The organism is Vibrio sp. S9_S30, assembly GCF_014694455.1.
In the GTDB taxonomy this organism is placed as follows: Bacteria; Pseudomonadota; Gammaproteobacteria; order Enterobacterales; family Vibrionaceae; genus Vibrio.
Genome location: NZ_JAAUWT010000014.1, coordinates 106666 through 131164, shown reverse-complemented (window position 1 = coordinate 131164; position 24499 = coordinate 106666). Strand labels below are relative to the sequence as shown.

Sequence of the window (24499 nt, the reverse complement as noted above, 5' to 3'; positions counted from 1 at the left end):
GCTGGAGCTCCTCGCATGGCAAACAACCAATTGCATCGCTACCTATTCGAAGATTTATCCGTTCGTGGCGAATTGGTACAACTGGATAGCACATACCAAGAAATCATTTCAAGCAAGGAGTACCCCGTACCGGTTCAAAACCTGTTGGGTGAGCTTCTTGTTGCCACAACCTTACTGACCGCCACTCTAAAATTCGAGGGTTCTATCACACTTCAGTTGCAGGGGGACGGTCCTGTTTCTCTCGTCGTGATCAATGGCGATCATGATCAGAAAGTTCGCGGTGTGGCACGATGGGAAGGCACTATTGCGGACGATGCAACATTGCATCAATTGACGGGTAATGGGCACCTCGTCATCACCATTGCGCCTAAGCAAGGGGAGCGTTATCAAGGTGTCGTTGGGCTCGAAGGCGAAACATTGTCTGATGTCCTTGAAGTGTATTTTGAACGCTCTGAGCAACTTAAAACTCGCCTGTGGTTCCGCCTTGGTGAGCATGAAGGTAAAGCGCATGCCGCTGGCATGTTGTTACAAATCATGCCTGATGGCACTGGCTCGCCGAACGATTTTGAGCACCTAGAGCAACTCACTAACACGGTGAAAAATGAAGAGTTGTTTGGATTACCAGCTAACGATGTACTTTATCGTCTTTATAACCAAGAGAAAGTACAGTTGTTTGAAGCGCAACCCGTCGAGTTTTTCTGTGGCTGTTCACGCGAACGCAGTGGCGCCGCCATTATCACCGTTTCACGAGATGAAATTAATGACATTTTAGCGACTGAAGGATCCGTTTCTTTACATTGTGATTACTGTGGCACAGATTATTCGTTCGACGAAAAGCAAGTGTCTGAGCTTTATGAGCAAGCCTCTAACAGCAGCGACACTCTTCACTGATCCATTATTTTTCATGCTTTAATAAGCGGTAAGAATACTTTCTAAAGTCAGCTCAATGCTGGCTTTTTTAATGCCTTTTCGCTACTAAAACACGTATTTATATCACCGTACGCTATACTTATTTTTGTCAAAGTATTAATCCTTTTGATCTAGCGCAAAGGATTGCGCGAGCGATAAAATAAGCATGCCAAACTGTGACAAGAGCATAAAAACCCTACTCAACCCAGGGATAAAATATTCAACAAGACCTGAGATGAGAATGGCTCAAAGTTGCCAAAGTGGTGAGCAGAAAACTATAAATAATTACAAAACCCCTACAATTTATACCCTACAAGGAGCACCTATGACCGTTATGGAACATACAAAGGCTGCACACATCGATCTTACCCGACACGGAATCACTGGCGTGACTGAGGTTTTACGTAACCCAAGTTATGAGCAGTTGTTTGAAGAAGAAACACGCCCAGAACTAGAAGGCTACGAAAAAGGCACCGTTACAGAACTTGGTGCCGTTGCTGTCGACACTGGGATTTTTACTGGTCGCTCACCAAAAGATAAATACATCGTTAAAGATGAGGTGACGAAAGACACGCTATGGTGGTCTGATCAAGGTAAGAATGACAATAAACCGATTACGCAAGAAATATGGACAGAACTAAGAGACTTGGTGACGGATCAGCTTTCTGGTAAGCGTCTTTTTGTTATTGATGGTTTTTGTGGTGCTAACCCAGATACTCGCTTAAGTGTACGTATCATTACAGAAGTGGCATGGCAGGCCCACTTCGTTAAAAACATGTTCATCCGACCTACAAATGAGGAACTTGCCTCGTTCGATCCAGACTTTGTTGTGATGAATGGAGCGAAAGCAACCAACCCGAATTGGGAAGCTCAAGGTTTGAACTCTGAGAACTTCATTGCCTTCAATCTTACAGAGCGTGTACAAATCATCGGAGGAACATGGTACGGCGGTGAAATGAAGAAAGGCATGTTTGCCGTTATGAACTACCTTCTTCCTTTGCAAGGGATTGCTTCAATGCACTGCAGCGCTAACGTGGGTAAAGAGGGAGATGTTGCTGTCTTCTTCGGTTTGTCTGGCACAGGTAAAACAACCTTATCCACCGATCCTAAACGTGAACTGATTGGCGATGATGAACACGGCTGGGACGATGACGGTATCTTCAATTTTGAAGGAGGCTGCTACGCCAAAACGATTCGCCTATCCAAAGAAGCCGAACCGGATATTTTTAATGCTATTCGTCGTGATGCATTGCTAGAAAACGTAACCGTTCGTGCTGATGGGTCAATCGATTTTGATGATGGCTCTAAGACGGAAAATACACGTGTTTCTTACCCCATTCATCATATCGATAATATCGTTAAACCGGTATCGAAAGCAGGCCATGCCCAAAAAGTGATTTTCCTTACAGCCGATGCTTTTGGTGTGCTTCCTCCGGTATCGAAACTGACGCCTGAGCAAACGAAGTACCACTTCTTATCTGGTTTTACTGCCAAACTGGCAGGCACAGAGCGTGGCATTACGGAACCCACCCCAACCTTCTCTGCTGCATTTGGTGCGGCATTCCTAACCTTGCACCCAACCCAGTACGCTGAAGTGCTGGTGAAACGCATGGAAGCAGCTGGAGCAGAAGCTTACCTCGTCAATACTGGTTGGAATGGCACAGGAAAACGTATTTCAATCCAAGATACTCGCGGAATCATCGATGCAATTCTGGATGGATCGATTGACCATGCGGATACGAAAGTCATTCCCGTCTTCAACCTTGAAGTGCCAACTGCGTTACATGGCGTTGATGCGAATATCCTTGATCCTCGAGATACCTACACCGATCCACTTCAGTGGGACAGCAAAGCCGAAGATTTAGCCAATCGCTTCATCAAAAACTTTGCTCAATACACTGACAACGATGAAGGTAAATCGTTGGTTGCAGCAGGGCCTCAACTCGGTTAAGGCTTATGAAAGTGGATTAAAGTAGCAAATCCATTACCAAGCCCCTCTTTCGAGGGGCTTTTTATTGAATCCAATCAATAATTGAGCCAATCTGAAAGCTGGATTGAAAAATTTGGAACAAGGAAGATGAGAAAAGCCTCTACGGTTGTGGTTTTATTCTTACTGCTGATCGTTGTTTCAGTGCTGGCATTATTTGGCAGCCTGCATACCCGCTACGCCACGCCAGTGGTGAATTTTGTTGCCAATCAGCTGAGCAACCTCACCATCCAAATTGAAAACGTGGAGTATCAATCCCCTTACCAATTAACACTCTATGGCGTTGAACTTTCAACGCAGCCTGAACCCATGTTCATCGAAACCGTAAACATCTGGCTCGACTCTGAACTCTTGAGTGGCACAAAAATCAGCATTGCGAGTTTGCAGCTTAGTGGGCTGCAATTACAAAAGGGAGTGCCTAACATTCGCCCCCTCTCTTTTGTTCAAGTTCACCAGTTCGCCGTAGACAACCTCGATTTCTCGAGCCCTGAATGGATTGTAAGAGGGCTGAAATTCCAAATTAAACAACCCGTTGTTAGCGATCATCCTATCTGGCGTTGGTACGGCGAAACTCAATTGAGCGCCGATCAAATTTATTGGCAAAATGAAGCGTTCAATAATGTCCTTTTGGATGCCGACATTTTTGGAGACAGCAAAAAGATATATGGGCTCTCTTTCAATTGGCGTGGTGGCGCACTATCAGGACAAGCCGAATGGAAAAACGGGCGCTGGAACGTCGTTAACGCCGCGCTGAATGAACTGACTGTCACTAAAGATGATTGGCAAACCATCAAGACATTCAAATGGGCAGACAGCGCTGAAATTGTCATAAAACGCTTAGATGTACTGCGCAGCGATCTTGAGTTTCCCTCTTTTGCAATGGTTCAAGCAGACATGACATTGGAAAACATTCGCTTTCCCTTCCAATTATGGAAACAGCCTTCTGGTTCCATTTCACTCGACGCTGAAAGCATTGAGTATGCCGATCAACTTTGGTTAGAGCCTGCTCTTGAAGCCAGCTTTTCACCGGATCTTATTACCGTTCAAAGTGCTAATGTTGGAATGAATCAAGGGTATATTCAGGTCAATGGTGAGTTTACGCCCGATACTTGGCATTTAGCGCAACTTAACTTAACGGGGATTGAGTGGTACACCGACAGCGAGCTGTCTCTATCCCCCTTTAAAGCGCAAATCGATCGTCTCACCAATCTGACCATTGATCAGCTTTCGGTAAAACGCGCACAGTACATTGACTTAAACTCAGAGCCAAAACGTCAGATTTCCGGATTGAATATCCAAGGTAATCAATTAGATATATTAAGAAATGGTCAAGTTGGCTTATGGCAAGGACAGTTAACCTTAACAGCCAACAGCGCCAATATTGGGAAGCTGATTGGTTCTCAACTCCTTGTGGAAGCACGTGCCAACGCAGGCATCAGTTATCTGGATAAGGTCATCTTCCCAGTGAGCGATGGAATTATTCGCGCACAAGGGCAATGGGATTATAGTCAATATAGCCAACCATGGACGCTCAAATTCCAAGGTGACGGCATTCCAATCGAGACACTTCAGTACCTTCACCCACTGCCACTCGACTTATCAGGTCTGGCTGACACCCAATTTGAGCTCTCAGGATTGTCGGGAGACGCCGCGTCGTTCAATCACAGTGTTTCAGGCTTCATTTCGACCCAATTTCGCGACTTAACGACCACCTCTCACTTCGCTGCACTGATGGATCCCAGCATCCCTCTTGAGCTATCCAAGAAAGAACCAGAGCCTGTTTCCGTGTCTGACTTCGTTATCGATGTCGATAGAGGAAGAATCACAATGCAAGAATCACGCATTCAGGGTAGTGATTTTACAGGATCGATTCTTGGGAATGTTGATTTGGTCAATACAGAAAAAGGCAGCATTACACTCATGCTAAAGGGGGAATGTGGAGAGTGGCAATACCAACCCCTCTCTAGTACACCTATTACACGCAAAGATTGTCAGGCATCAGAAAAGCTCATACCTTAATATTCGGTATCCCTTACGTACCTTGGCATTCCTTACGTCCAAGCATTCCTTGATAATTAGGTAAGAGAATGTAAGTGCCAGTGAACTCTACAGCGGCATGCTCACCACTGTAAATCGTCACGTTAATGACCACTCGAGCCTTACGCCCTGAAGCCAACCTATCTAAGTCTCCACTGATACCATCCAGTGACGTCGCCGCTATTGGACTTTGCTCCACCGCGTGACAGTAACGTATGCGGCTATCCACCAGCACAATATCCGCTTCCAATTCACGCTCTTTCATCAACAACCAAGTCATGCCCCAACCTGTTAACGTCGCCAAAGTAAACGCTGAACCCGCAAACAGGGTGTTGTGAGGATTTAAGTTAGGGTTTAGTTGAGCACTGCACTCAAAACGGTAACCGGTGTATTGATTGATTTTAATCCCCATCTTATCACTGATAGGAATTTGACTTTCCCAACGATCTTGCAATTCCGCACACCATTCCGGCCGTCTCAACACGTTCGCCAATGGATCCAGCGATTTCACCATTTGCTGATGACGCATGGGACCCCGTTCGTCACTGAGTTCACCTTGGCTTTCAAAGCCATTTTTCTCGTAGAAAGCAATCGCGTCTTCACGTGCATTACACACCAAGCGCTTCACGCCTTCTTGCCGAGCAAACGACTCTAGTGCCACCATGACCAGCGACCCGATGCCTTTACTTCTGCGGTTCGGCTTCACCGCCATATAACGTATCTGACCTTCATTATCAGGCGTAATGTATAAACGCCCAATGGCCATCGGGCGACCTTTGCCGTCCACAATCATTCGGTGATGGCTAAGTTCATCGTATTCATCCCTTTCCGAACCGACAGGCAAACGCCAAGGTTCGCGCAGCATTTGCCAGCGAAAGTGGTAATACTTATTCAGATGATTCGCTGTTTTGGGGGTGACTAGTTTAAACATGAAATTCCTTTGCTCGTTAGCACTCTTTCTGAAATTGAAAGCTTGCACTGAAATTGAAAGCTTGTACGGAGATTGAACGCATAATCTTGCTCGGGACGGTTTACCTTTCTCGATTAAACTGTGTTCTAAAAGTCAACAAACCCTACACTTGTAGCCAGAAAGTCACCGGTCCATCATTGACCAATGAGACTTTCATATCCGCACCAAACCTTCCTCGCTCTGTACTGATTTTTTCAGCGCATCGATCAGAGAAATAATCGTACAAACGCTCTGCCTCAACGGGATGGGCACCTTTGGAGAAACCCGGGCGCGTCCCCTTTTTTGTGTCCGCTGGTAATGTAAATTGAGACACGACTAAAACACTTCCGTTCACTTCTTGGACATTCAGATTCATTTTCCCCTGATCATCGTCAAAAATCCGGTAGGTTAAAACACGCTCCATCAGCCGTTTAGCCTTGGCTTCGTCGTCTTCTTTTTCAACACCAAGCAGGATGAGTATCCCTTTGTTGATCTCGCCAACGGATTCGCCATTGACGTGGACTGCAGCCTCACTGACTCTTTGAATTAAGGCGATCATCCACCCATTCCTTATTGTTCTGCTTCATTTTCAGGCTCAGTATGGTACCACAATTCTCGTTCTCCAAGGCTTGCCGTCACTTCTGCTCCTACCAGAACAATCAACCAACAGAGGTAAACCCACACAAAAAGAATCGGTATGGCCGCCAATGCACCGTAAATAAGCTGGTAAGACGGGAACTGAGTGATATACATAGCAAAGCCCTTTTTACTCAGTTCAAACAGTATGGCAGCCACGAGAGCGCCTAGCGCTGCATCTTTCAACATTACCTTCTTGTTTGGCACCAACATGTATAGCCCCATGAATGCACAGAAAGATAAAATAAAAGGCAACCCACTCAATAATTCTGAGTACACCGTCGATATGGTCTCGCTTTCAATCAAATTGAGAGACGTCACATAAGACGTTGCTGCAATAGACGTTCCTACCAGAATCGGACCTAGCGTTAACACCATCCAATACATGGAAAACGAATACACGCGGCGGCGTTTTTTTTCTACACGCCAAATATAGTTCAAGTTTTTATCAATGTTGGAAATCAGCATTAACGCTGCCACAAACAAAAATCCCCCACCGACTGCCGTCATTTTCCCGGTATTCGCAACAAAGTCATTCAGTGCCGACTTCACGGCGGCGCCAGCAGCTGGCACAAAATTAGTAATCACAAACTCTTGAAGCACATCGCCTGCATTGGCAAACACCGGAAACGTAGAAAGCACTGAGAGCAACACGGTCAACATAGGAACAAGCGATAATAACGTGATGTACGCCATGTACCCCGCACTCACGGTTAAACGATCGTGTCCCATGCGTCCAAGCAGATAGCGGAAAAATTGTTGAGAATGAACGGTTATCTCTTCGAACTTCACTTGTATCTCCTTGTTAAGTCGTCCATAGTTCTTCCAATTCTATACGAAAAGGAAATCCAAATGCGTTTTGTTTTTGCTATGGCAATATCTTTATTTTTGATTACTGGATGCCAATCCACGTATTACTCAGCGATGGAGAAAGTGGGCATTCATAAACGTGACATCATGGTCGATAGGGTGGAAAATGCCAGAACCGCACAACAAAAAGCTCAAGAGGAGTTTTCTAGTGCACTTGAAGCGCTGTCTGCTCTGACTCAGTTTGATGGCGGTGACTTGGAGTCGATGTATAAGAAAATCGACGCCAAGTATGAAGACAGCGTAGATGCGGCCGAAACGGTTTCCAGCCGAATCCGTTCCATTGAAGATGTGTCTGACGCCCTTTTTGATGAATGGGCAGAAGAGCTCAATCTTTATACCAACAATAAACTTCGCCGTGATAGTGAATCCAAGCTGAAACAGACCAAAGCATCATACAAAACCATGTTGCGAGCAATGAAACAGGCTGAGAAAAAAATGAAACCTGTGCTTAATACCTTGCAAGACAACACGTTATATTTGAAGCACAACTTGAATGCGAGCGCTATTGGATCACTGAAAGGTGAGTTTATGAGTTTAGAGAAGGACATCGAGGTGGCGATCCAAGAGATGAAATTGGCTATTGCTGAATCGGATAAATTTTTAGCAAAGCTCAAATAAACTGAATTCCTAACGAGCTCGCGCTAGATAACGTTCACTTCAATGCAAAAAACGAACACAAAACACCAAAAGGGGCATGATGCCCCTTCTTATCCAACCTTTAAAAGCTCACAGCCAAACCGATTTAGATGACGCGCGAAAATTGCTGCTGACGCGCTTTGACTCGCAAATATTTATCGAAGCACATGCAGATGTTTCGTATCAACAGGCGCCCACGCAACTGAACACGAATTTCGCTATCACTCACTTCCACTAATTTGTCATTTATAAAAGTTTGCAGCAATTCCAAGTCTTCTTTGAAATAACGGTCAAACTCAATATCAAATTCATTTTCAATGAACGTCTTATCCAGTTTAAAGTTGCAGATCAGTTGCTTTATGACTTCGCGTCTCAGCAAGTCATCCGCATCCAGTGACACACCTTTCCATAACGCATGACGCAACTCGTTGACTTGGGCATAGTATTTCTTTAGCTCTTTCTGATTTTGAGCGTAGCTGTCTCCAATCATAGAAATCGCAGAAACCCCAAATCCAACCAAATCACAATCGCCCTGTGTGGTATAACCCTGGAAATTACGATGAAGAACGCCGTTTCGTTGAGCGATGGCAAGTTCGTCGTCGGGTTGAGCAAAGTGATCCATACCAATGAACTGGTATCCTGCTCCCGTCAACGTGCTGATGGTATCCTGAAGAATCGCCATCTTCTCACTTGGGGTGGGTAAATCGGCATCTTTGATCTTACGTTGTGCCGCAAATAACTGAGGCATATGAGCATAGTTAAACACCGATAAACGACCCGGCTGCATTTTCAGTACTTGCTCTAATGTTTTTGCGAAAGAGGCTTGGGTTTGTTTAGGTAAACCATAGATCAAATCCAGATTGGTGGAACGAAAACCAAGCTGTTTGGCTTTTTCAACCATGTCGATGATAAATTGCTCATCTTGTTCTCGGTTAACCAACTTTTGCACTTCTTTATCGAAATCTTGAACCCCAATGCTTAAACGGTTAAACCCTTCCGCTCGCAGGTGATCAAGCATCTCTAACTCAATTTCTCTTGGGTCAACTTCGATGCTGATTTCAGCACTTGCGTCAAACTGAAACTCTTCCCGAAGCAGAGACATCAAGCGCGATATTTGAACTTCATCTAAAAAGGTTGGCGTGCCCCCTCCAAAGTGCAATTGCGTCACACGGCGGTGATGGAGTAAAGAAGCGCGCTGTCGAATTTCATGTTCTAGCACATCTAAGTATTCATCCGCTTTATGCTGATGACGTGTGATCACTTTATTACACCCACAGTAGTAACAAAGCTTATGGCAAAACGGAATATGCACATACAGTGACAGAGGGCGCTCTGGGTATTGCGCACAAGCCATATCGAACTCAGCAATGGTATAGGCTTCATGAAATTCCAACGCAGTTGGATAAGAGGTGTACCTCGGCCCTGAGTAATTGTATTTGTCTAATACAGTTTGATCCCAAACAATTTGCTCACTCGACATTGTTTTTTGACTCGACATTGTTGTGTGACTCGGCATTGCTTTGTGCTTCCGGTTTAGTGCTTAGGGGCGTATTTTGCCATATCACAATGACAGTGATGGTATACGCTAACGGATTTAATAATAGAAATGTTCAGAAGTGCTAGTGAGATCACTCGCAAACTGAGATAGAACCCAGAGTATAATCTGGGTCGATCCACTCGATGCTCAATAAATCAGGAAGTGATCACATTGATATTGATCTGATTGTTCAGCGGTTTGATCTTGTCTTTGAGTATTTTCAACTCTTCAACAATAGCATCATTTAAGCGGGCTTCTGCTTTCTGGCGAGCCAGAGTCTGTTGCATCCGCTCTTTCTTCGCCAGTGTTTGCCTATCTTCCCCGCGAGCCATATCCTTAACAACATGATACAACTCAGCAATAGCAGGGTACTCTTTGTCAAAATCAATTCGATCGTCACCCTGCACATAATCTAGGATGCAATACACACGAATGCTGATTTCCGAAAGGTCACATTGTCCTTGAATACCCGCCGCACATAGCGTATCAACATTTTCAAAAATGTTAGCGTTGCGCTTATCAATCGCCAGTGCTTGATGCTTTGCTTGCCGTTCCTTCTGCTTTTTAAGTTGCAGTAAAAGATAACCTGCGTACACAGCTAGACCCAAAATAATGAGCCCACCTATCACAGCCAATACGGTTACTGACATGACCTTCTCGCTTATTCTTTCAAGTTGTCTATATCAAGAGCTTCGAACTGAGAGAGTAAATCATCGTCAGATTTCGCTTTAGTCGGTGCTTCCAGCGTTTCTTCCACTTCCTCAATCTCTGGTTCCATCAACCCCAGTTGATTCATCAGAACTTCGATACGATCCAGCTTTTCATCTACGAACTGCTGTAAACCTCTCCCCAAACTTTCACCCGCGTCGATTCGGTCTAATAATACGGCTAGATGCGCATCATTTTCCAACATCTCAAGCTCTTGCTCAGCAGAAAGGCGACGTTCCTGCTTCGTCGGCTTTTTCGTTGGTTCAATGATCAGTGGAATCTTTTTCTTGCTGCCCAAGCGAGGATCCCGTTTTTGACCACTGCCAGAGTGCTTAGATTCAGAGGCTTCAGAATGACGACTGCCAGACTTCAAACCTTTGCGTCTTTTCGCCTTCTTACGCAATCGACCTTCAATGTCAGACTCACTGCGGTTACGCGTTACAATTACTTCAGGCTCGCCGATTACGGCACCTGGTTTTCTAGATTTTTTACTTCGACTCATTACTGGGTTTCCTCAGTAAAATTACATCATTGCCAATAAATTCGAGTTGGAGCCCGTCCCGTCGCGCTAAGTATTGAAACGTTGCACGACTAAAAAAGATCACATGCGTCAGATCATTTTTATAATGCCATCCAGCAAACGCTTCAAGGCTGATCACCATTTTGGTCATTAGCCCAAGCCATCCACCTGGTTTGACTAAACTCAACCACTGCTGCCACACCTTATCAGGTTGGTAGAGATGCTCTATTACCTCGGTGGCAGTTACAAAATCATACGCTCTATCGAGTACCGTCTTATCAGGATAATAGTAGAGATCGTAAAGAGAAACGGTATGCCCGCTCTCTTCTAACATGAGAGATAACGTTGGCCCAGGTCCACAACCAAAATCCAACCCATACGAGTGGGGTTTGACGCGTTCAACAATAGGCACAGACATTCGGCTCAAAAAACGACGGTATCCTTCATCTAAAGGGTCATTCTCGTGCCGATCATACATGGTTTTTTCTTCCTCAGCGGTCAAACGCTGGGTAGGATCAACAAACACCAATTCGCATTGCTGACATTGATGATAACGTCGACAATGGTCTTCAAAGTAGTCGGTAGTCTGCGATGAGCCGCAGAGCGGACATACATGCATGTAGGCATCCTCAGTTAGGGATGCGAAACATACCAGAAAGTGAGGTTAGAGTGGAGTTTTATTGAGCACTTTCTGCATAATCGTGGTAAAAAGAGCGGTCGGTGGAATTGAAATGTAAAAAGCGGCAATAAAATCGCCGCTTTTTGATCATAATGAGGACAGATTGAGCTGTCTTCAAGAAAGCTTAATGCAAACCGCCCATGTATTTCGACAGTATGTCGATGTCTTCGTCGGTTAACTTTTTCGCGATATCACGCATCATTGCATTCATATCGTTACTGCGTTCTCCAGAGCGAAATTTCACCAACTGAGCTTTGATGTAGTCAGGGTGTTGACCCGATATTTTAGGGAAACCTGAAAGCTCTGTTCCGTTACCACGAGGACCATGGCAAGCAATACATGCTGTAATACCACGTTGCATGTCACCAGCGGCATACAGTACTTTTCCGCGATCGACCACTTCATCAGGAGTGGTGCCTTCTGCGGCTGTAAGAGACGAATAATACGCAGCAAGATCTGCGATATCTTCGTCCGACAATGGAGCGGCCATGGCGCTCATAGCAGGATCATATCGACCTTGCTTTCCGCCTGTCTGCCCGCCTAACCTGAGATCTTGTAACTGTTTCTCAAGGTATTTGGCATGCTGACCAGCCAGTTTTGGATTAATTGGAATCAAACTGTTACCGTCTGCACCGTGGCAGGCCGCACATGTAAGAGATTTTGCTTTACCAGCTTCAATACTACCTTGGGCCCATACAGAGCAGCTGGCTAATAAACTCAAGATTAGCACTAATTTTTTCATGACATTCCATTATAATTATCAAGCTTCCAGTACCACATAATGTGGTTGGCTATGGGTACAGTAAAACGACCTTATGCCGAGCAAGGGTATTTTACACAAATTCACAAAAAAGTAATCAATCGACTACACAAAGACGAGATGGAGTTAACAGTGAGCGCAAAAATTCATTACCAGAACACACATTTTATTACCAGCGCCCCTGACATACGTCACTTGCCAGAGGATAAGGGAATAGAAGTTGCGTTTGCTGGTCGCTCTAACGCTGGTAAGTCCAGTGCCCTAAATCGACTAACTAACCAAAGAAGTTTAGCAAAAACCAGCAAAACTCCAGGTCGAACTCAGTTAATCAACTTATTTAAAGTATACGACAACTGCCACATTGTTGATCTTCCTGGCTATGGATTTGCTCAAGTTCCTTTAGAAATGAAGAAGAAATGGCAGCAATCACTAGGTGAATACCTTCAAAAACGTGAGTCGCTTAAAGGCTTAGTGGTTCTGATGGACATTCGTCATCCAATGAAAGATTTGGATCAACAACTGATTTACTGGGCTGTCGATTCCGGCATCCCAGTTCAAGTATTGCTGACAAAAGCAGACAAACTGAAAAGCGGAGCAAGAAAAGCCACACTACTAAAAATTCGTGAAGCCGCGTTAGCGTATGGTGGTGAAGTGAGAGTAGACGTGTTTTCTTCTTTGAAAGGCATTGGGGTCGACCAATTAAGAGCTAAGATGGATGAATGGTTTGCTCCAGCACTGATAGAAGAGATGCAAGAGGATGAATACCCGATTCAACCCGGTGAATAATAAGTCACTTTATCTCATACATACAAAAGTCCCCACCTCTTGGGTGGGGCAACGGGAGAGAAATAGGAGGTATTATTATTATAGTTAAAAAGCATTCATGATCTCCCGCTAAAACTCAAGGTCTTTCTCTACTTTTTGTAAAAACCTTGTCGTCTGACACCTTTTCCTATCAGGGCTTATTTGCATAAACCTCTTGTTTCATGTCTTCCGTAACTTAATTTAGATCAAGCTTAATTTTTTACAAAAAACATCTTATTGACAATAAGGTTTTTTACTACAAAAAGCCCTACACTAAATATTCATTGACGACATTTATTCTCATGGAATCGAAATAATTAACTTGATTAAGAAAGGATAATTCAACAAAAAAATGGGCAGATACGCTTTGAAAAGCATGCCGAGGACAAATGAGACTACGTGTGGAAAACAAGCAATATATGCTTACTTTGACAGCAGTGTATTGTTTTTTATGCAATAAAAAACGCCCCAGTCAAAAACTGACTGGGGCGGCTGAATCAGCCTAATCCAATAACGTGAAACAAAAGGTCTGAAAGATAGAACATCTTACCTCTGTACCCTACGAGAGATAATGTACAACATTTACACATAGATGAAAACTATTTTGTAGTTTTTTTTCATTAATATTTTGTAATAACTACATTAACACTTTATTTTATACGACTTTATTTTACTTAAAAAAAAGCCAGCGTGTGCGCTGGCTCATAGTTATTTGATGAATTAGAGCAAAATTTGGCTAATGGGCCTGATCCCAGTTATCTCCATACCCAGATTCAGCCACTAATGGGACATTTAGGCTTGCGGCAGATTCCATCAGTTTTTGTACTTTACTTTCAACCTCGGAAAGGACTGACTCTTCTACCTCAAACACCAATTCATCGTGTACCTGCATCAGCAGCTTCACTTTGCCCTCTCCTTCAGCTTGTATCCACTCGTCCACCAATAACATGGCTTTCTTAATGATGTCGGCTGCTGTGCCCTGCATTGGTGCGTTAATCGCCGCACGCTCAGCCGCTTTACGACGCATACCGTTACGTGATTTTATCTCCGGCAGGTGCAAGCGACGACCTTCGAGCGTTTCGACATACCCGCGCTCGGCTGCACTGCTCCGAGTGTCTTCCATATACTGCATCACGCCAGGGTAGCGCTCAAAGTATTTATCCATGTACCCCTGTGCCTCACCACGCGGAATACCCAGTTGTTTCGCTAACCCAAACGCACTCATACCATAGATAAGCCCAAAGTTGACGGCTTTAGCACGGCGGCGCTGTTCACTACTGACCTGATCAATATCGACCCCCATCACTTCTGCGGCCGTTGCGGAGTGAATGTCTTTCCCTTGGCTAAAGGCATCCAAAAGCGCTTGGTCGCCCGATAAGTGCGCCATGATCCTCAATTCAATTTGAGAATAATCGACCGCGAGGATCTTCCAACCATGAGGCGCAACGAACGCTTGACGAATTCGTCGACCTTCTTCATTTCGAATAGGGATATTCTGTAAATTAGGATCCGTTGAAGAAAAACGCCCTGTAGCGGTAACAGCTTGGTGATAAGACGTATGCACTCGACCGGTTGTCGGATTGATCATCTTCGGCAGTTTATCGGTGTAAGTCGATTTCAGTTTTGCCAAGCCGCGATATTCTAGAAGCACTTTTGGCAGCGGATAATCCAAGGCTAAATCTTGCAAGACTTCTTCATTCGTTGACGGGGCTCCCGATGGTGTTTTCTTTAAAACAGGTAGGCCCATTTTTTCAAACAATATGGCTTGGAGTTGCTTTGGCGAACTTAAGTTAAATTTTTCGCCGGCCAGCTCATACGCTTTTTGTTCCAATTCATCCAATCGCACCGCAATTTCTTGCGATTGAGCTCCTAATAACATGTCGTCAATCATCACGCCTGTGCGCTCAATACGTGATAGCACTGGAACCAAAGGCATCTCGATGTCTTGGTATATATGGTTGAGCTTCTCATCTTGCTTAAGGTTGCTGTAAATACGATTATGCAAACGAAGCGTCACATCCGCGTCTTCTGCCGCGTAAGGCGATGCATCTTCCAAGTCGATTTGGTTAAAGGTCAGTTGATTTTTACCCTTACCTGCAATGGATTCAAACGACATGCAGCTGTGTTGAAGGAAGCGAAGCGCTAGGCTGTCCATATCGTGCTTACCGCCGACACTGTTATACACATAAGACGCTAACATGGTGTCGTGCCGAATGCCCTGCATGTCGATGCCATAACGTGCCAATACGCTGGCATCGTACTTTAGATTCTGCCCCACTTTAGCCACATTGCTGTCTTCCAGTAGGGGCTTGAGTTGTGCCAGTACCCAGTCTCGATCCAATTGCTCTGGCGCGTCCAGATAGTCATGCGCAACAGGCACATACGCCGCCACACCTTCTTCAGTCGCAAACGATAAGCCCACAAGGTTCGCCACCATATAATCTAAGCTATCCGTCTCGGTATCGAAGGCCATCAGCGGAGCGGCTTTCAGCTTATCTAACCAACGGTGAAAACTGTCTTGTGTTAATACCGTCTCGTACTGACTGCGATCAATGGAAACGGCACTGGTATCCATCTCATCTGAAGAAGAAACGGGACTCGAACCCGACGCATGACGACCAATGGCTTCCACTTCACCGGTACCGCCTTCAAGCAATTCATTTAGCCATGATTTGAAAACCAATTGCCCATACAGCTTGATCAATTCATCTTTGTTTGGTGACTCTTTTTTTAGCGTTTCGGGTGTCTCTTCCAGCTCAACATCCAGTTTGATCGTAGCCAGCTCATAAGATAGGTAAGCATTCTCTTTGTTGTCCACTAGCTTCTTCGCCATGGTTCTTGAACCACGGAAGCCAAGAGAGGCAATATCGTCTAAATTTTCATACAGCTTATTCAACCCTCCGATGCCTTGCAGCAAAGCCGTCGCGGTTTTATCCCCAACCCCCGGAACGCCTGGAATATTATCGACTTTATCCCCCATCAGGGCGAGGTAGTCGATAATCAGCTCAGGTGGGATACCAAATTTATCCACAACGCCTTCACGATCCATAACAACGTTCGTCATCGTGTTGATCAGTGTGACATTTTCATCCACCAGCTGCGCCATGTCTTTGTCGCCAGTGCTGATCAATACAGGCATACCCAATCTCGACGCCTGACTTGCCAATGTACCGATAACGTCATCAGCCTCTACACCAGGAATGGAAATAAGGGGCAATCCCATCGCTTTAATCACATTGTGTAAAGGCTCTATCTGACAACGTAAGTCATCAGGCATTGGGGGGCGGTTAGCCTTGTATTCCGGATACATGTCATCGCGGAATGTTTTGCCCTTGGCATCAAAGATGACCGCAATTCGCTCCGAGCTGAACTGGCGCATCATACTGCGCAGCATGTTCACCACGCCATAAACCGCATTGGTCGGTATGTCGCCATTGCTCATGGTACCGGGGTAAGCATGAAACGCCCGATAAAGATAAGATGAGCCATCAATGAGAATCAAAGGGTTGTCTGGTATGGTTGCCATAATCTGTCTGTCCAAATACAGTGCGAGAAATAATGGGCTTAGAATGCCATGACTCGCCTTGTGATACCACGTCCGCAAACTCAAATTGAAGCGGGAGTGCCATTTATCACCCCTCAGTAAAAACGAGCCTGAAAAAAAGGTTTGTTGCGCAACAAACGACAGAGATGACTGTGGATAACTCTGTTGGTAAAAGTTACCCACAGAAGATTAACAGTAAGTAAAATAGGCTAATTTTCATTTTAAAATCAATTAATACAACAACTTAAACAAAGTTAATTCCTAAGATCTTTGATCTTCCCATGATCATGCCTTGTGGAAAATAATTTGAACCGGAGAAAAATTTCTAAAAAATCAATAGAAATATTTGATATTTTAATCAGCAGAAAAGGAAGGGCATTCGATTATGGCGTCAAAAAACACCATGCTGAGTATTGAATAATCAATAGCGAACGTTCTATGAACCAATTGAGGTGAATTTACCTCCACTCCTATCATCTAAGTGCGGTACAGCTACTGCGCTGCGAAGCCATGAAAATGAAACAGCGATGGAGAGAAAGGAGTAAATTTTAGATAAAAGAAAGCGACATCGAATGATGTCGCCTAGCAGAACTGGTCAAAATGATAAATATATCACTTTGCCTTAAAGCTAAATTACACTGGAAGCAATGTGAGCAATGTCGTGTCATTCAAGAATCAGTGCAAGTTCGCTTGAAACTGAAATCAATTCCTTTGGAACTGTTCCTTATTCCCTAAGACAAACTCAATAATAATGATTCTCATTTACAGGTCAAGCAATAAACGAGAATTTTTCTCATTTATTTTATGCATTCCTTGGTAACGTGAATCCGACATTCAAGAGATTTTGAGGTATTTCTAAGCATATCAATAGAATACCTGTTGGAAATTAACAACCTCAACATAGACAAAATTCGTTGCGGGACTTTGCTTGTCTCCGCTTTTTTATCGCCCATTCTTCCTGCTTCTTCTTTAACATTTGAGCTATGCCTCTTTTCCTTCCTCTGCAACAAAGATGAGAGGGTCTTGTCTTGCAGCCGCTTGACTAGGTTGACGACGGTTTCCTTTATTACAATTTCAGGAATCGCCTTCACCACCTCAATACCCTCACCACTTAAATGCATTTATCTCGGCATTCCGTTCGAATTTTTATACTGACTCCTAAAGAAAAAAAGCTGAACCATCAGGCTCAGCTTTTGAATGACATTAAACCATCGGTCAACACTTATACCGATTGCGTATTCTCTTTTGCTTGCGCACCCTCTTCCGCAAGCCACTCGGCGACGTCTTTGGCAAAGTAAGTCAAAATCCCATCGGCACCTGCGCGTTTAAAGCAGAGAAGGGATTCCAAGACCGTTTCTTTTTCTTTCAACCAGCCATTCTGAATCGCCGCCTTATGCATTGCGTATTCACCCGAGACTTGATAAGCAAAAGTCGGCACCTGCAATTCACTTTTCACGCGGCGAACCACATCAAGATATGGCATACCGGGCTTCACCATCACCATGTCCGCACCTTCATTGATGTCCATCGCGACTTCTTGCAATGCTTCATCACTGTTAGCAGGATCCATTTGATAGTTTTTCTTATCGCCACCCTTTAGGTTAGATGCCGATCCGACGGCATCACGGAAAGGACCGTAATAATGTGAAGCGTACTTCGCGGAATACGCCATGATCTGAGTATGAATATGACCCGCTTCTTCTAGCGCTTCACGAATTTTGCCAATACGGCCATCCATCATATCGGAAGGTGCGACAACATCAGCGCCGGCTTCGGCATGGGAAATCGCTTGTTTGATGAGCACTTCTGTCGTTTCATCATTCAACACATAGCCATCATCATCAATGATGCCGTCTTGTCCATGCGTCGTAAACGGATCTAATGCTACGTCGGTGATGACGCCAATATTTGGAATGTGCTCTTTTAACAGCTTCACAGCACGTTGCACTAACCCATCAGGGCTATACGCTTCTGTCGCACATAGGCTTTTAGCGTCTTGAGTAACAACCGGGAAAAGAGCAATGGCAGGCACACCCAATTTAGACAAATACTCCGCTTCTTCTAGCATCAAGTCGATCGATAAACGCTCAATGCCCGGCATTGACTCCACGGGTTCACGTCGATTCTTACCCATCAAGATAAAGATTGGGTAAATCAAGTCGTTCACTGTTACTTGGTTTTCTGCCATTAAACGGCGGCTAAAGTCATGCTTTCGCATACGTCGCATACGGCGACCAGGAAATTGACCTTGGATGGAAACAGACACGCTCTTCTCCTTGTCTGGAAAAATTCTGGCAGAAACTATATCACTCTCGCCCTATCACGCCAGCAAGAATCAACAAAAATGCCCTTAGACGCATAGTTTTAAAATCCCGAGTATGAGTTTTAAAATCCCGAGTATGAGTTTTAAAATCTCGGGTATACTGAGACGAGAATTTTGTCATCAACGCCCAAATACCAACATGATAGATACCCACGCTCACATTTACGCCACCGAATTTGATGAAGATCGAGAAGCCGTGATTGCCCGTGCTTTAGAACAAAATGTAAACCAAATTCTAATGCCGAATATCGATCTCGATTCGATTGCACCCATGTTAAAAACACAGGCACAATTTCCTAATATTTGCCACTCGATGATGGGGCTGCATCCTTGCTATGTGAACGCCGATGTAGAAAGTACTCTGGCTGAAATTTATTCTTGGTTTGATAAGCATCACTTTATTGCTGTCGGTGAAATCGGCATTGACCTTTATTGGGATACAACCTTTAAAGCAGAACAAGAAAAAGCATTCACAACCCAGCTCAACTGGGCAAAAGAGTTCGATTTACCTGTTGTGATTCACACTCGAGATTCCATAGAACACACGTTACCTCTACTGGCGAAAGAGCAAGATGGGCGTCTTTCTGGTGTATTTCATTGTTTTGGGGGGAGCCTAGAAGAAGCCAAAGCGATCAATGACCTAGGCTTTCATCTTGGCTTAGGGGGAGTGTCTACATTCAAAAATGGCGGGATGGACAACGTCATCCCTCATTTAGACATGGATTACGTGATTATGGAAACCGACTGCCCTTACCTTGCGCCCGTCCCACATCGTGGAAAACGGAATGAACCCGCTTACACCCAGCTCGTTGCCCAGCGCATAGCCGACCTTAGAGCATTATCATTAGAACAGGTCGATCAGCTCACGACTCAGAATGCGAAACAACTGTTCCGTTTATCGTAAAGACCTGTACGAAACCATATCGCCAACTAAGGCTGTTTTGTGGATACAGCACTGCTGTGTGGAAATCACCATCTTTATGGAAATCACAATCTTTATGAAAACTACAAGATTTTATGAGAACCACAATGCTTTGTGAAATATAGACACCTAAAAATAAAAACTGCGCTCTGATGGCGCAGTTTTTTTATTCTTCAGGTTGCCCGATTTCTTGCGGCTCTCGCCGTCCATAGAAGCGGGCGAAGAATAGCCCTACCTCAAACAACAAACACATTGGAATCGCCAATAGCGTTTGGGAAATCATATCTGGCGGCGTCAACATCATGCCGACGACAAACGCGGCAACCACAATGTAAGGGCGTTTTTCACCGAGCGTTTTAACATCCGTGGCACCAGTCCAGCACAGTAAGATAATCGCTACCGGCACTTCAAAAGCAATACCAAACGCCATAAACAGCGCCAAAACAAAATCCAAATAACTGGAAATGTCCGTCGCAAACTCAACACCACCAAGGGAAATCGCAGTGAAGAAACCAAATATAAGCGGAAAAACCACAAAGTATGCGAACGCGACACCACAATAGAATAATATCGAGCTCGAAAACAGCAGTGGCATGATCAACTTGCGTTCGTGCTTGTAAAGACCTGGGGCAACAAACGCCCAGATCTGATAAAGAATCAAAGGAACGGCAACAAAAATCGAGGCCACCAAGGTTAACTTCAGCGGCGTAAAGAATGGCGATGCCACATCGGTCGCGATCATGGTCGCACCTTCCGGCATCCTTTCAATTAAAGGGGCGGAAACAAACTCATAGATATCGTTGGCAAACCAGATCAACCCCAGAAAAACCAACATAACCGACACGATTGCTTTCAATAGTCGGTTACGCAATTCAATTAGGTGACTGATCAATGGCTGCGTTTGCTCAACAGAAGACATATCGAACCTCAACAACGGGGATCAAAAAAGAGCTACCTGATGCAGCCCTTTAGGTTACTCATCGGTTTTCTTATCTGAAGGTGCTGGAGCATCTTCCTTATTCGCATAAGGCCGCTGTACATCCTGCGCCGCCTGTTTGAGTTCATCAACAGAGGCTTTCAAATCGGGAGAGAGATCTTCCATCCCCATTTGTTCCGCTTTGCGCAGGTTATCTTGCAGCTCTTGCACTTTCAGCTCGTGCGACAGTTCTTCTTTCACGTTATTTGCCATGCTCTTCGCTGCACCGATGAATCGAGAAACACTACGAATGGCAACTGGTAACCGTTCCGGACCTAAAACCACCAGCCCGACGACCGATATTAATACCAGTTCCCAAAAACCGATATCAAACACGTATTACGCCTGCTCTTTGTTTTTAGCGGTATCAGAAGTGGCGTCGGTTTTCTTCTGCTCGATATTTTGTGGTTCAAAGTCAGCGTCTTTCTTCTCAGATGCGATTTTATCTTCATCGTTCATCGCTTTTTTGAAACCTTTTATAGCTCCGCCTAAGTCGCCACCAATGTTACGCAGCTTCTTAGTTCCAAACAGCAATAGCACAATAACGGCTATGATAATAAGTTGGGTTACACTAATACCCATTTCTCTCACCTCGGGTTAGTTTTTTAAAAATATTGTCTTTTAACGAAAGTTTACAGCCTATTTGCGATAAGCACGCCAACTAAACAACCAAAATGTGACACCTACGAGGCCACTGCTTAAAGCAAAGGGTTCATATTGGCTATCTAATAAGATAGCACCGCACACAATTAAGGTTGCCCCCATTCCAAATAAAAACCTTCCGGTTCCTTGCTGGCGCTTGGATTGACAGTACCCTTGATATAGCCTATCCATCCGCTGATCTAAAGCCTTACCTTGTTTAAGGCTATCGTACAACAGCTCTGGTAATTCTGGCAGCTTTTCTGCCCAAAAGGGCGCTTTATCTTTCACGGCATTGATCACAGCCTGTGGACCGACTTGATTTGCCATCCAAGTTTCTAGAAAGGGCTTCGCGGTTTTCCACAGATCGAGCTGAGGGTAGAGCTGACGCCCCAACCCTTCGACATAAAGCAGCGTTTTCTGTAAAAGGACCAGCTGTGGCTGCACTTCCATATTAAAGCGTCGGGCAGTATTGAAAAGGTTTAGGAGGACATGCCCAAACGAGATATCCCCCAGTGGCTTGGCAAATATCGGCTCACACACCATACGGATCGCAAATTCGAATTCCTGCACATTGGTGTCGGCGGGTACCCAACCTGAATCCACGTGCAACTCAGCAACTTTGCGATAATCGCGGTTAAAAAACGCCAACAAGTTTTCAGCCAAGTAGCGCTGATCTTCTTTGTTCAATGTACCGACAATACCACAATCCAAACCTATCCACGTTGGATCGTCTGGGTGTTCCAGCTTCACAAACACATTCCCTGGGTGCATGTCTGCGTGGAAAAAGCTGTCTCGAAACACCTGAGTAAAGAAAACGCTCACAGCACGCTCAGACAACAAGCTCATGTTTGTACCGTTGGCGTGAAGCCCCTCTATGTCCGATACCTGAATCCCATAAATTCGTTCAGATATCATCAAGGTTTCACTGCTTAAATCCGAAATCACTTCAGGTACATACAGCTCTTTGCTGCCTTCAAAATTGCGCCTTAGTTGAATTGCGTTGGCGGCTTCTCGTCTTAGATCGAGTTCATCCAACAATGTTTTTTCGTATTCTCGCACCACTTCAACGGGCTTTAGGCGTCTGGTTTCTGGCAACGCTTTGGCGACGATTTTCGCCATCCGATACATCAGTTTCAAATCGGCGTCGATTATGGGCTTGATGTCTGGGCGGATGATTTTAAGCACCACTTCGCGTCCGCTGTCTTTCAGTTTCGCGGTATGCACTTGGGCAATTGAAGCCGAGGCAAGCGGTTTGATATCAAAATCCGTAAACCAGTTATCTAAGCTGCCGCCAAGTGCTTTTTCCATCTGATCTTTCGCGAGCTGACCATCAAAAGGAGCAACTTGATCTTGCAGCAATGCCAATTGGTCGGCGATGTGAGGGGGAAACAGATCGCGGCGAGTCGACATCATTTGACCGAACTTGATCCAAACAGGTCCCAACTCTTGCAGCGCCAAACGAATACGATGACCGAGATCTTTGTCTTGATGTTTGTTTTTAAGCCAAAACAGCCCTTTACGAGCAAGAAGTGGGGCGCGAGTCAGATGATGTTCAGGTAATAATTCGTCCAGCCCATATTCAAGCTGAACTTTGACAATGCGATATAGGCGGCGTAATTCGGCTGGCGTCATGCTTTCTCCAGCAGTGCATTTAGGCGAGATTCCGTGCGCGCGACAGCACTGGCAATATCATCCACTTGATCACAAAAGTGTGCGACTTCAAGAGGAGGCGGGGCGATACGCCACTCTTCGGTTAAAATTTGAGCCAAATGGTCTTGCTTTTTCTCTGCATTTTTTTTGATCCACTCTACGCTTTGTTTCGCACCGGAGACAACGGTGTGAGCAATCACATCGCCAGTGATACGAGAAAGCCATTCTTCGAGATCGGGTTTGGCGTCGGTCAATAATTGGGAAAATTTTTGTGCCAGTTGAATATCGCCTTCCAGCACCAGCTTGTCTTGTTTGATCAGCTGAGTAATGTTTGCCTGCTCACGCAACTCGGGCAATACGCTCAAGCTTAAAGACAAGTAACAATCCGCTTTCCCTTCAAAGTGCGCCAGTACGTCAATCTGCTGGCTAAAAATAAACGTGAGGGTTTTGTTGATTTCCTTTACGTGAACCTGGATCACCTGCCCTTTCAGACGAGTCATGCGTTTCACTAAAGCTGGGTCATCTTGAATCAGAGTGTTCAGTGTGGTTTCCACCATGGCGGTGACCAAAGGTTCAAATGGCATAATCACCTCAAAATTTAAAACCGCGGTGTAATGCAACAATACCGCCCGTTAAATTGTAGTATTTGGTTTGTTCAAAGCCCGCTTCATCCATCATGCCTTGCAATGTATCTTGGTCTGGGTGCATTCGGATGGATTCCGCCAAATAACGATAGCTTTCCGCATCGTTCGCGATCAGTTCACCCATTTTGGGCAGTAAGTGGAAAGAATACGCGTCATAGACTTTAGAAAGCGGTTCAAAGACGGGTTTAGAGAATTCCAGCACCAACAGGCGACCACCTGGCTTAAGCACACGGTACATTGAGCGCAGGGCTTTTTCTTTGTCCGTCACATTACGTAAACAAAAGCTGATGGTTATGCAATCGAAGTGATTGTCTGGGAAGGGCAGTTCTTCGGCATTGGCTTGAACGTAATTGACGTTACCGACGATGCCTTTATCACGCAGTTTGTCGCGACCGACATTCAGCATGGAGTTGTTAATATCGGCAAGGATGACATTCCCTTTTTCACCCACAATTCGAGAGAATTTTGCCGTCAAGTCGCCTGTACCGCCGCCCAAATCGAGAACCTGCTGACCAGGGCGCACGCCACTGCAATCAACCGTGAAACGCTTCCACAACCGATGAATACCACCCGACATCAAATCATTCATGATGTCGTATTTCGCCGCAACCGAATGAAATACTTCGGCCACTTTCTCCACTTTCTCTTCTTTGGCAACGGTTGTGAAGCCAAAATGCGTTGTGTCGTCAACGGGTGAAGCAGGGGTATTCTGAACGTTTGTTTCTGTCATTATCTTTCCTCGTAAACAATCGCTTGGGCATTGCGA

24 protein-coding genes are annotated in these 24499 nt (G+C 45.0%); 6 read left to right on the top strand and 18 right to left on the bottom strand.

Annotated features, from left to right (window positions below; all coding sequences use genetic code 11):
- Positions 1-15: 15 nt before the first annotated feature.
- The 3 genes from hslO to HC752_RS16965 all read left to right on the top strand — a co-directional run bounded on the left by hslO (position 16) and on the right by HC752_RS16965 (position 4915).
- The gene (hslO, locus tag HC752_RS16975) at positions 16-891 is read left to right on the top strand and encodes an Hsp33 family molecular chaperone HslO (protein ID WP_190336351.1); all 876 of its coding nucleotides are present in this window, start codon (positions 16-18) and stop codon (positions 889-891) included.
- Between the two features lie 343 nt (positions 892-1234).
- Positions 1235-2860 (top strand): phosphoenolpyruvate carboxykinase (ATP), encoded by a 1626-nt coding sequence (gene pckA, locus HC752_RS16970; protein WP_190336350.1) that lies wholly within the window; start codon positions 1235-1237, stop codon positions 2858-2860.
- Positions 2861-2986: 126 nt separating this feature from the next.
- Positions 2987-4915 (top strand): AsmA family protein, encoded by a 1929-nt coding sequence (locus HC752_RS16965; protein ID WP_190336349.1) that lies wholly within the window; start codon positions 2987-2989, stop codon positions 4913-4915.
- A gap of 13 nt (positions 4916-4928) precedes the next feature.
- On the opposite strand, the gene HC752_RS16960 is transcribed toward HC752_RS16965, so the two are convergent.
- The 3 genes from HC752_RS16960 to HC752_RS16950 form a co-directional block, all read right to left on the bottom strand.
- Positions 4929-5864: a bifunctional GNAT family N-acetyltransferase/hotdog fold thioesterase gene (locus HC752_RS16960; protein ID WP_190336348.1), complete on the bottom strand. Its 936-nt coding sequence runs from the start codon at positions 5862-5864 to the stop codon at positions 4929-4931.
- A 142-nt stretch (positions 5865-6006) separates the two neighbouring features.
- Positions 6007-6441: a D-aminoacyl-tRNA deacylase gene (gene dtd / locus HC752_RS16955; RefSeq protein WP_190336347.1), complete on the bottom strand. Its 435-nt coding sequence runs from the start codon at positions 6439-6441 to the stop codon at positions 6007-6009.
- Positions 6442-6452: 11 nt separating this feature from the next.
- Complete coding sequence (locus HC752_RS16950; protein ID WP_190336346.1) at positions 6453-7310, bottom strand: virulence factor BrkB family protein; 858 nt, start codon at positions 7308-7310, stop codon at positions 6453-6455.
- Positions 7311-7370: 60 nt separating this feature from the next.
- Here HC752_RS16950 and HC752_RS16945 point away from each other — a divergent pair, with 60 nt between their 5' ends.
- Positions 7371-8006 (top strand): DUF2959 domain-containing protein, encoded by a 636-nt coding sequence (locus HC752_RS16945; protein WP_190336345.1) that lies wholly within the window; start codon positions 7371-7373, stop codon positions 8004-8006.
- Between the two features lie 124 nt (positions 8007-8130).
- Here the strand turns inward: HC752_RS16945 and hemN are convergent, their stop codons facing one another.
- From hemN to HC752_RS16920, 5 genes are all read right to left on the bottom strand, one after another.
- Complete coding sequence (hemN, locus tag HC752_RS16940; RefSeq protein WP_190336344.1) at positions 8131-9522, bottom strand: oxygen-independent coproporphyrinogen III oxidase; 1392 nt, start codon at positions 9520-9522, stop codon at positions 8131-8133.
- A gap of 194 nt (positions 9523-9716) precedes the next feature.
- The gene (locus HC752_RS16935) at positions 9717-10211 is read right to left on the bottom strand and encodes a DUF2489 domain-containing protein (RefSeq protein ID WP_190336343.1); all 495 of its coding nucleotides are present in this window, start codon (positions 10209-10211) and stop codon (positions 9717-9719) included.
- 11 nt (positions 10212-10222) lie between these two features.
- A complete protein-coding gene (yihI, locus tag HC752_RS16930) occupies positions 10223-10771 on the bottom strand; it encodes a Der GTPase-activating protein YihI (protein ID WP_190336342.1) in 549 nt (182 codons plus the stop codon).
- Positions 10758-11408 carry a class I SAM-dependent methyltransferase gene (locus HC752_RS16925; protein WP_190336341.1) on the bottom strand — a complete coding sequence of 217 codons (651 nt, stop codon included), beginning with the start codon at positions 11406-11408 and terminating at the stop codon, positions 10758-10760. The genes yihI and HC752_RS16925 overlap by 14 nt, the downstream gene beginning before the upstream one ends.
- A 184-nt stretch (positions 11409-11592) precedes the next feature.
- Positions 11593-12210, bottom strand: a complete 618-nt coding sequence (locus HC752_RS16920; RefSeq protein ID WP_190336340.1) for a c-type cytochrome — start codon at positions 12208-12210, stop codon at positions 11593-11595.
- 150 nt (positions 12211-12360) lie between these two features.
- Between HC752_RS16920 and yihA the strand changes: the two genes are divergently transcribed.
- Complete coding sequence (gene yihA, locus HC752_RS16915; protein WP_190336386.1) at positions 12361-13014, top strand: ribosome biogenesis GTP-binding protein YihA/YsxC; 654 nt, start codon at positions 12361-12363, stop codon at positions 13012-13014.
- A 515-nt stretch (positions 13015-13529) separates the two neighbouring features.
- Here the strand turns inward: yihA and HC752_RS25485 are convergent.
- The 4 genes from HC752_RS25485 to hemB all read right to left on the bottom strand — a co-directional run bounded on the left by HC752_RS25485 (position 13530) and on the right by hemB (position 18842).
- Positions 13530-13577: a hypothetical protein gene (locus HC752_RS25485; protein WP_438356636.1), complete on the bottom strand. Its 48-nt coding sequence runs from the start codon at positions 13575-13577 to the stop codon at positions 13530-13532.
- Between the two features lie 191 nt (positions 13578-13768).
- The gene (gene polA / locus HC752_RS16910; RefSeq protein ID WP_190336339.1) at positions 13769-16558 is read right to left on the bottom strand and encodes a DNA polymerase I; all 2790 of its coding nucleotides are present in this window, start codon (positions 16556-16558) and stop codon (positions 13769-13771) included.
- Positions 16559-17373: 815 nt separating this feature from the next.
- The gene (locus HC752_RS16905; RefSeq protein ID WP_190336338.1) at positions 17374-17697 is read right to left on the bottom strand and encodes a hypothetical protein; all 324 of its coding nucleotides are present in this window, start codon (positions 17695-17697) and stop codon (positions 17374-17376) included.
- A 101-nt stretch (positions 17698-17798) separates the two neighbouring features.
- A complete protein-coding gene (gene hemB, locus HC752_RS16900) occupies positions 17799-18842 on the bottom strand; it encodes a porphobilinogen synthase (protein ID WP_190336337.1) in 1044 nt (347 codons plus the stop codon).
- A 196-nt stretch (positions 18843-19038) separates the two neighbouring features.
- Between hemB and HC752_RS16895 the strand changes: the two genes are divergently transcribed.
- Positions 19039-19803 carry a TatD family hydrolase gene (locus HC752_RS16895; RefSeq protein ID WP_190336385.1) on the top strand — a complete coding sequence of 255 codons (765 nt, stop codon included), beginning with the start codon at positions 19039-19041 and terminating at the stop codon, positions 19801-19803.
- Positions 19804-19987: 184 nt separating this feature from the next.
- Here HC752_RS16895 and tatC read toward each other — a convergent pair whose 3' ends face one another.
- From tatC to ubiE, 6 genes are read right to left on the bottom strand one after another with little or no spacing between them, the layout of a single operon-like run.
- A complete protein-coding gene (gene tatC / locus HC752_RS16890) occupies positions 19988-20740 on the bottom strand; it encodes a twin-arginine translocase subunit TatC (RefSeq protein WP_190336336.1) in 753 nt (250 codons plus the stop codon).
- Between the two features lie 54 nt (positions 20741-20794).
- Positions 20795-21133 (bottom strand): Sec-independent protein translocase protein TatB, encoded by a 339-nt coding sequence (tatB, locus tag HC752_RS16885; protein WP_190336335.1) that lies wholly within the window; start codon positions 21131-21133, stop codon positions 20795-20797.
- Between the two features lie 3 nt (positions 21134-21136).
- Entirely contained in the window at positions 21137-21379 is a 243-nt protein-coding gene (tatA, locus tag HC752_RS16880) for a Sec-independent protein translocase subunit TatA (RefSeq protein WP_190336334.1), read from the bottom strand.
- Between the two features lie 57 nt (positions 21380-21436).
- Positions 21437-23071: a ubiquinone biosynthesis regulatory protein kinase UbiB gene (ubiB, locus tag HC752_RS16875; protein ID WP_190336333.1), complete on the bottom strand. Its 1635-nt coding sequence runs from the start codon at positions 23069-23071 to the stop codon at positions 21437-21439.
- Entirely contained in the window at positions 23068-23673 is a 606-nt protein-coding gene (locus HC752_RS16870; RefSeq protein WP_190336332.1) for a ubiquinone biosynthesis accessory factor UbiJ, read from the bottom strand. The genes ubiB and HC752_RS16870 overlap by 4 nt, the downstream gene beginning before the upstream one ends.
- A gap of 7 nt (positions 23674-23680) precedes the next feature.
- A complete protein-coding gene (gene ubiE / locus HC752_RS16865; RefSeq protein WP_190336331.1) occupies positions 23681-24463 on the bottom strand; it encodes a bifunctional demethylmenaquinone methyltransferase/2-methoxy-6-polyprenyl-1,4-benzoquinol methylase UbiE in 783 nt (260 codons plus the stop codon).
- Between the last annotated feature and the right edge of the window lie 36 nt (positions 24464-24499).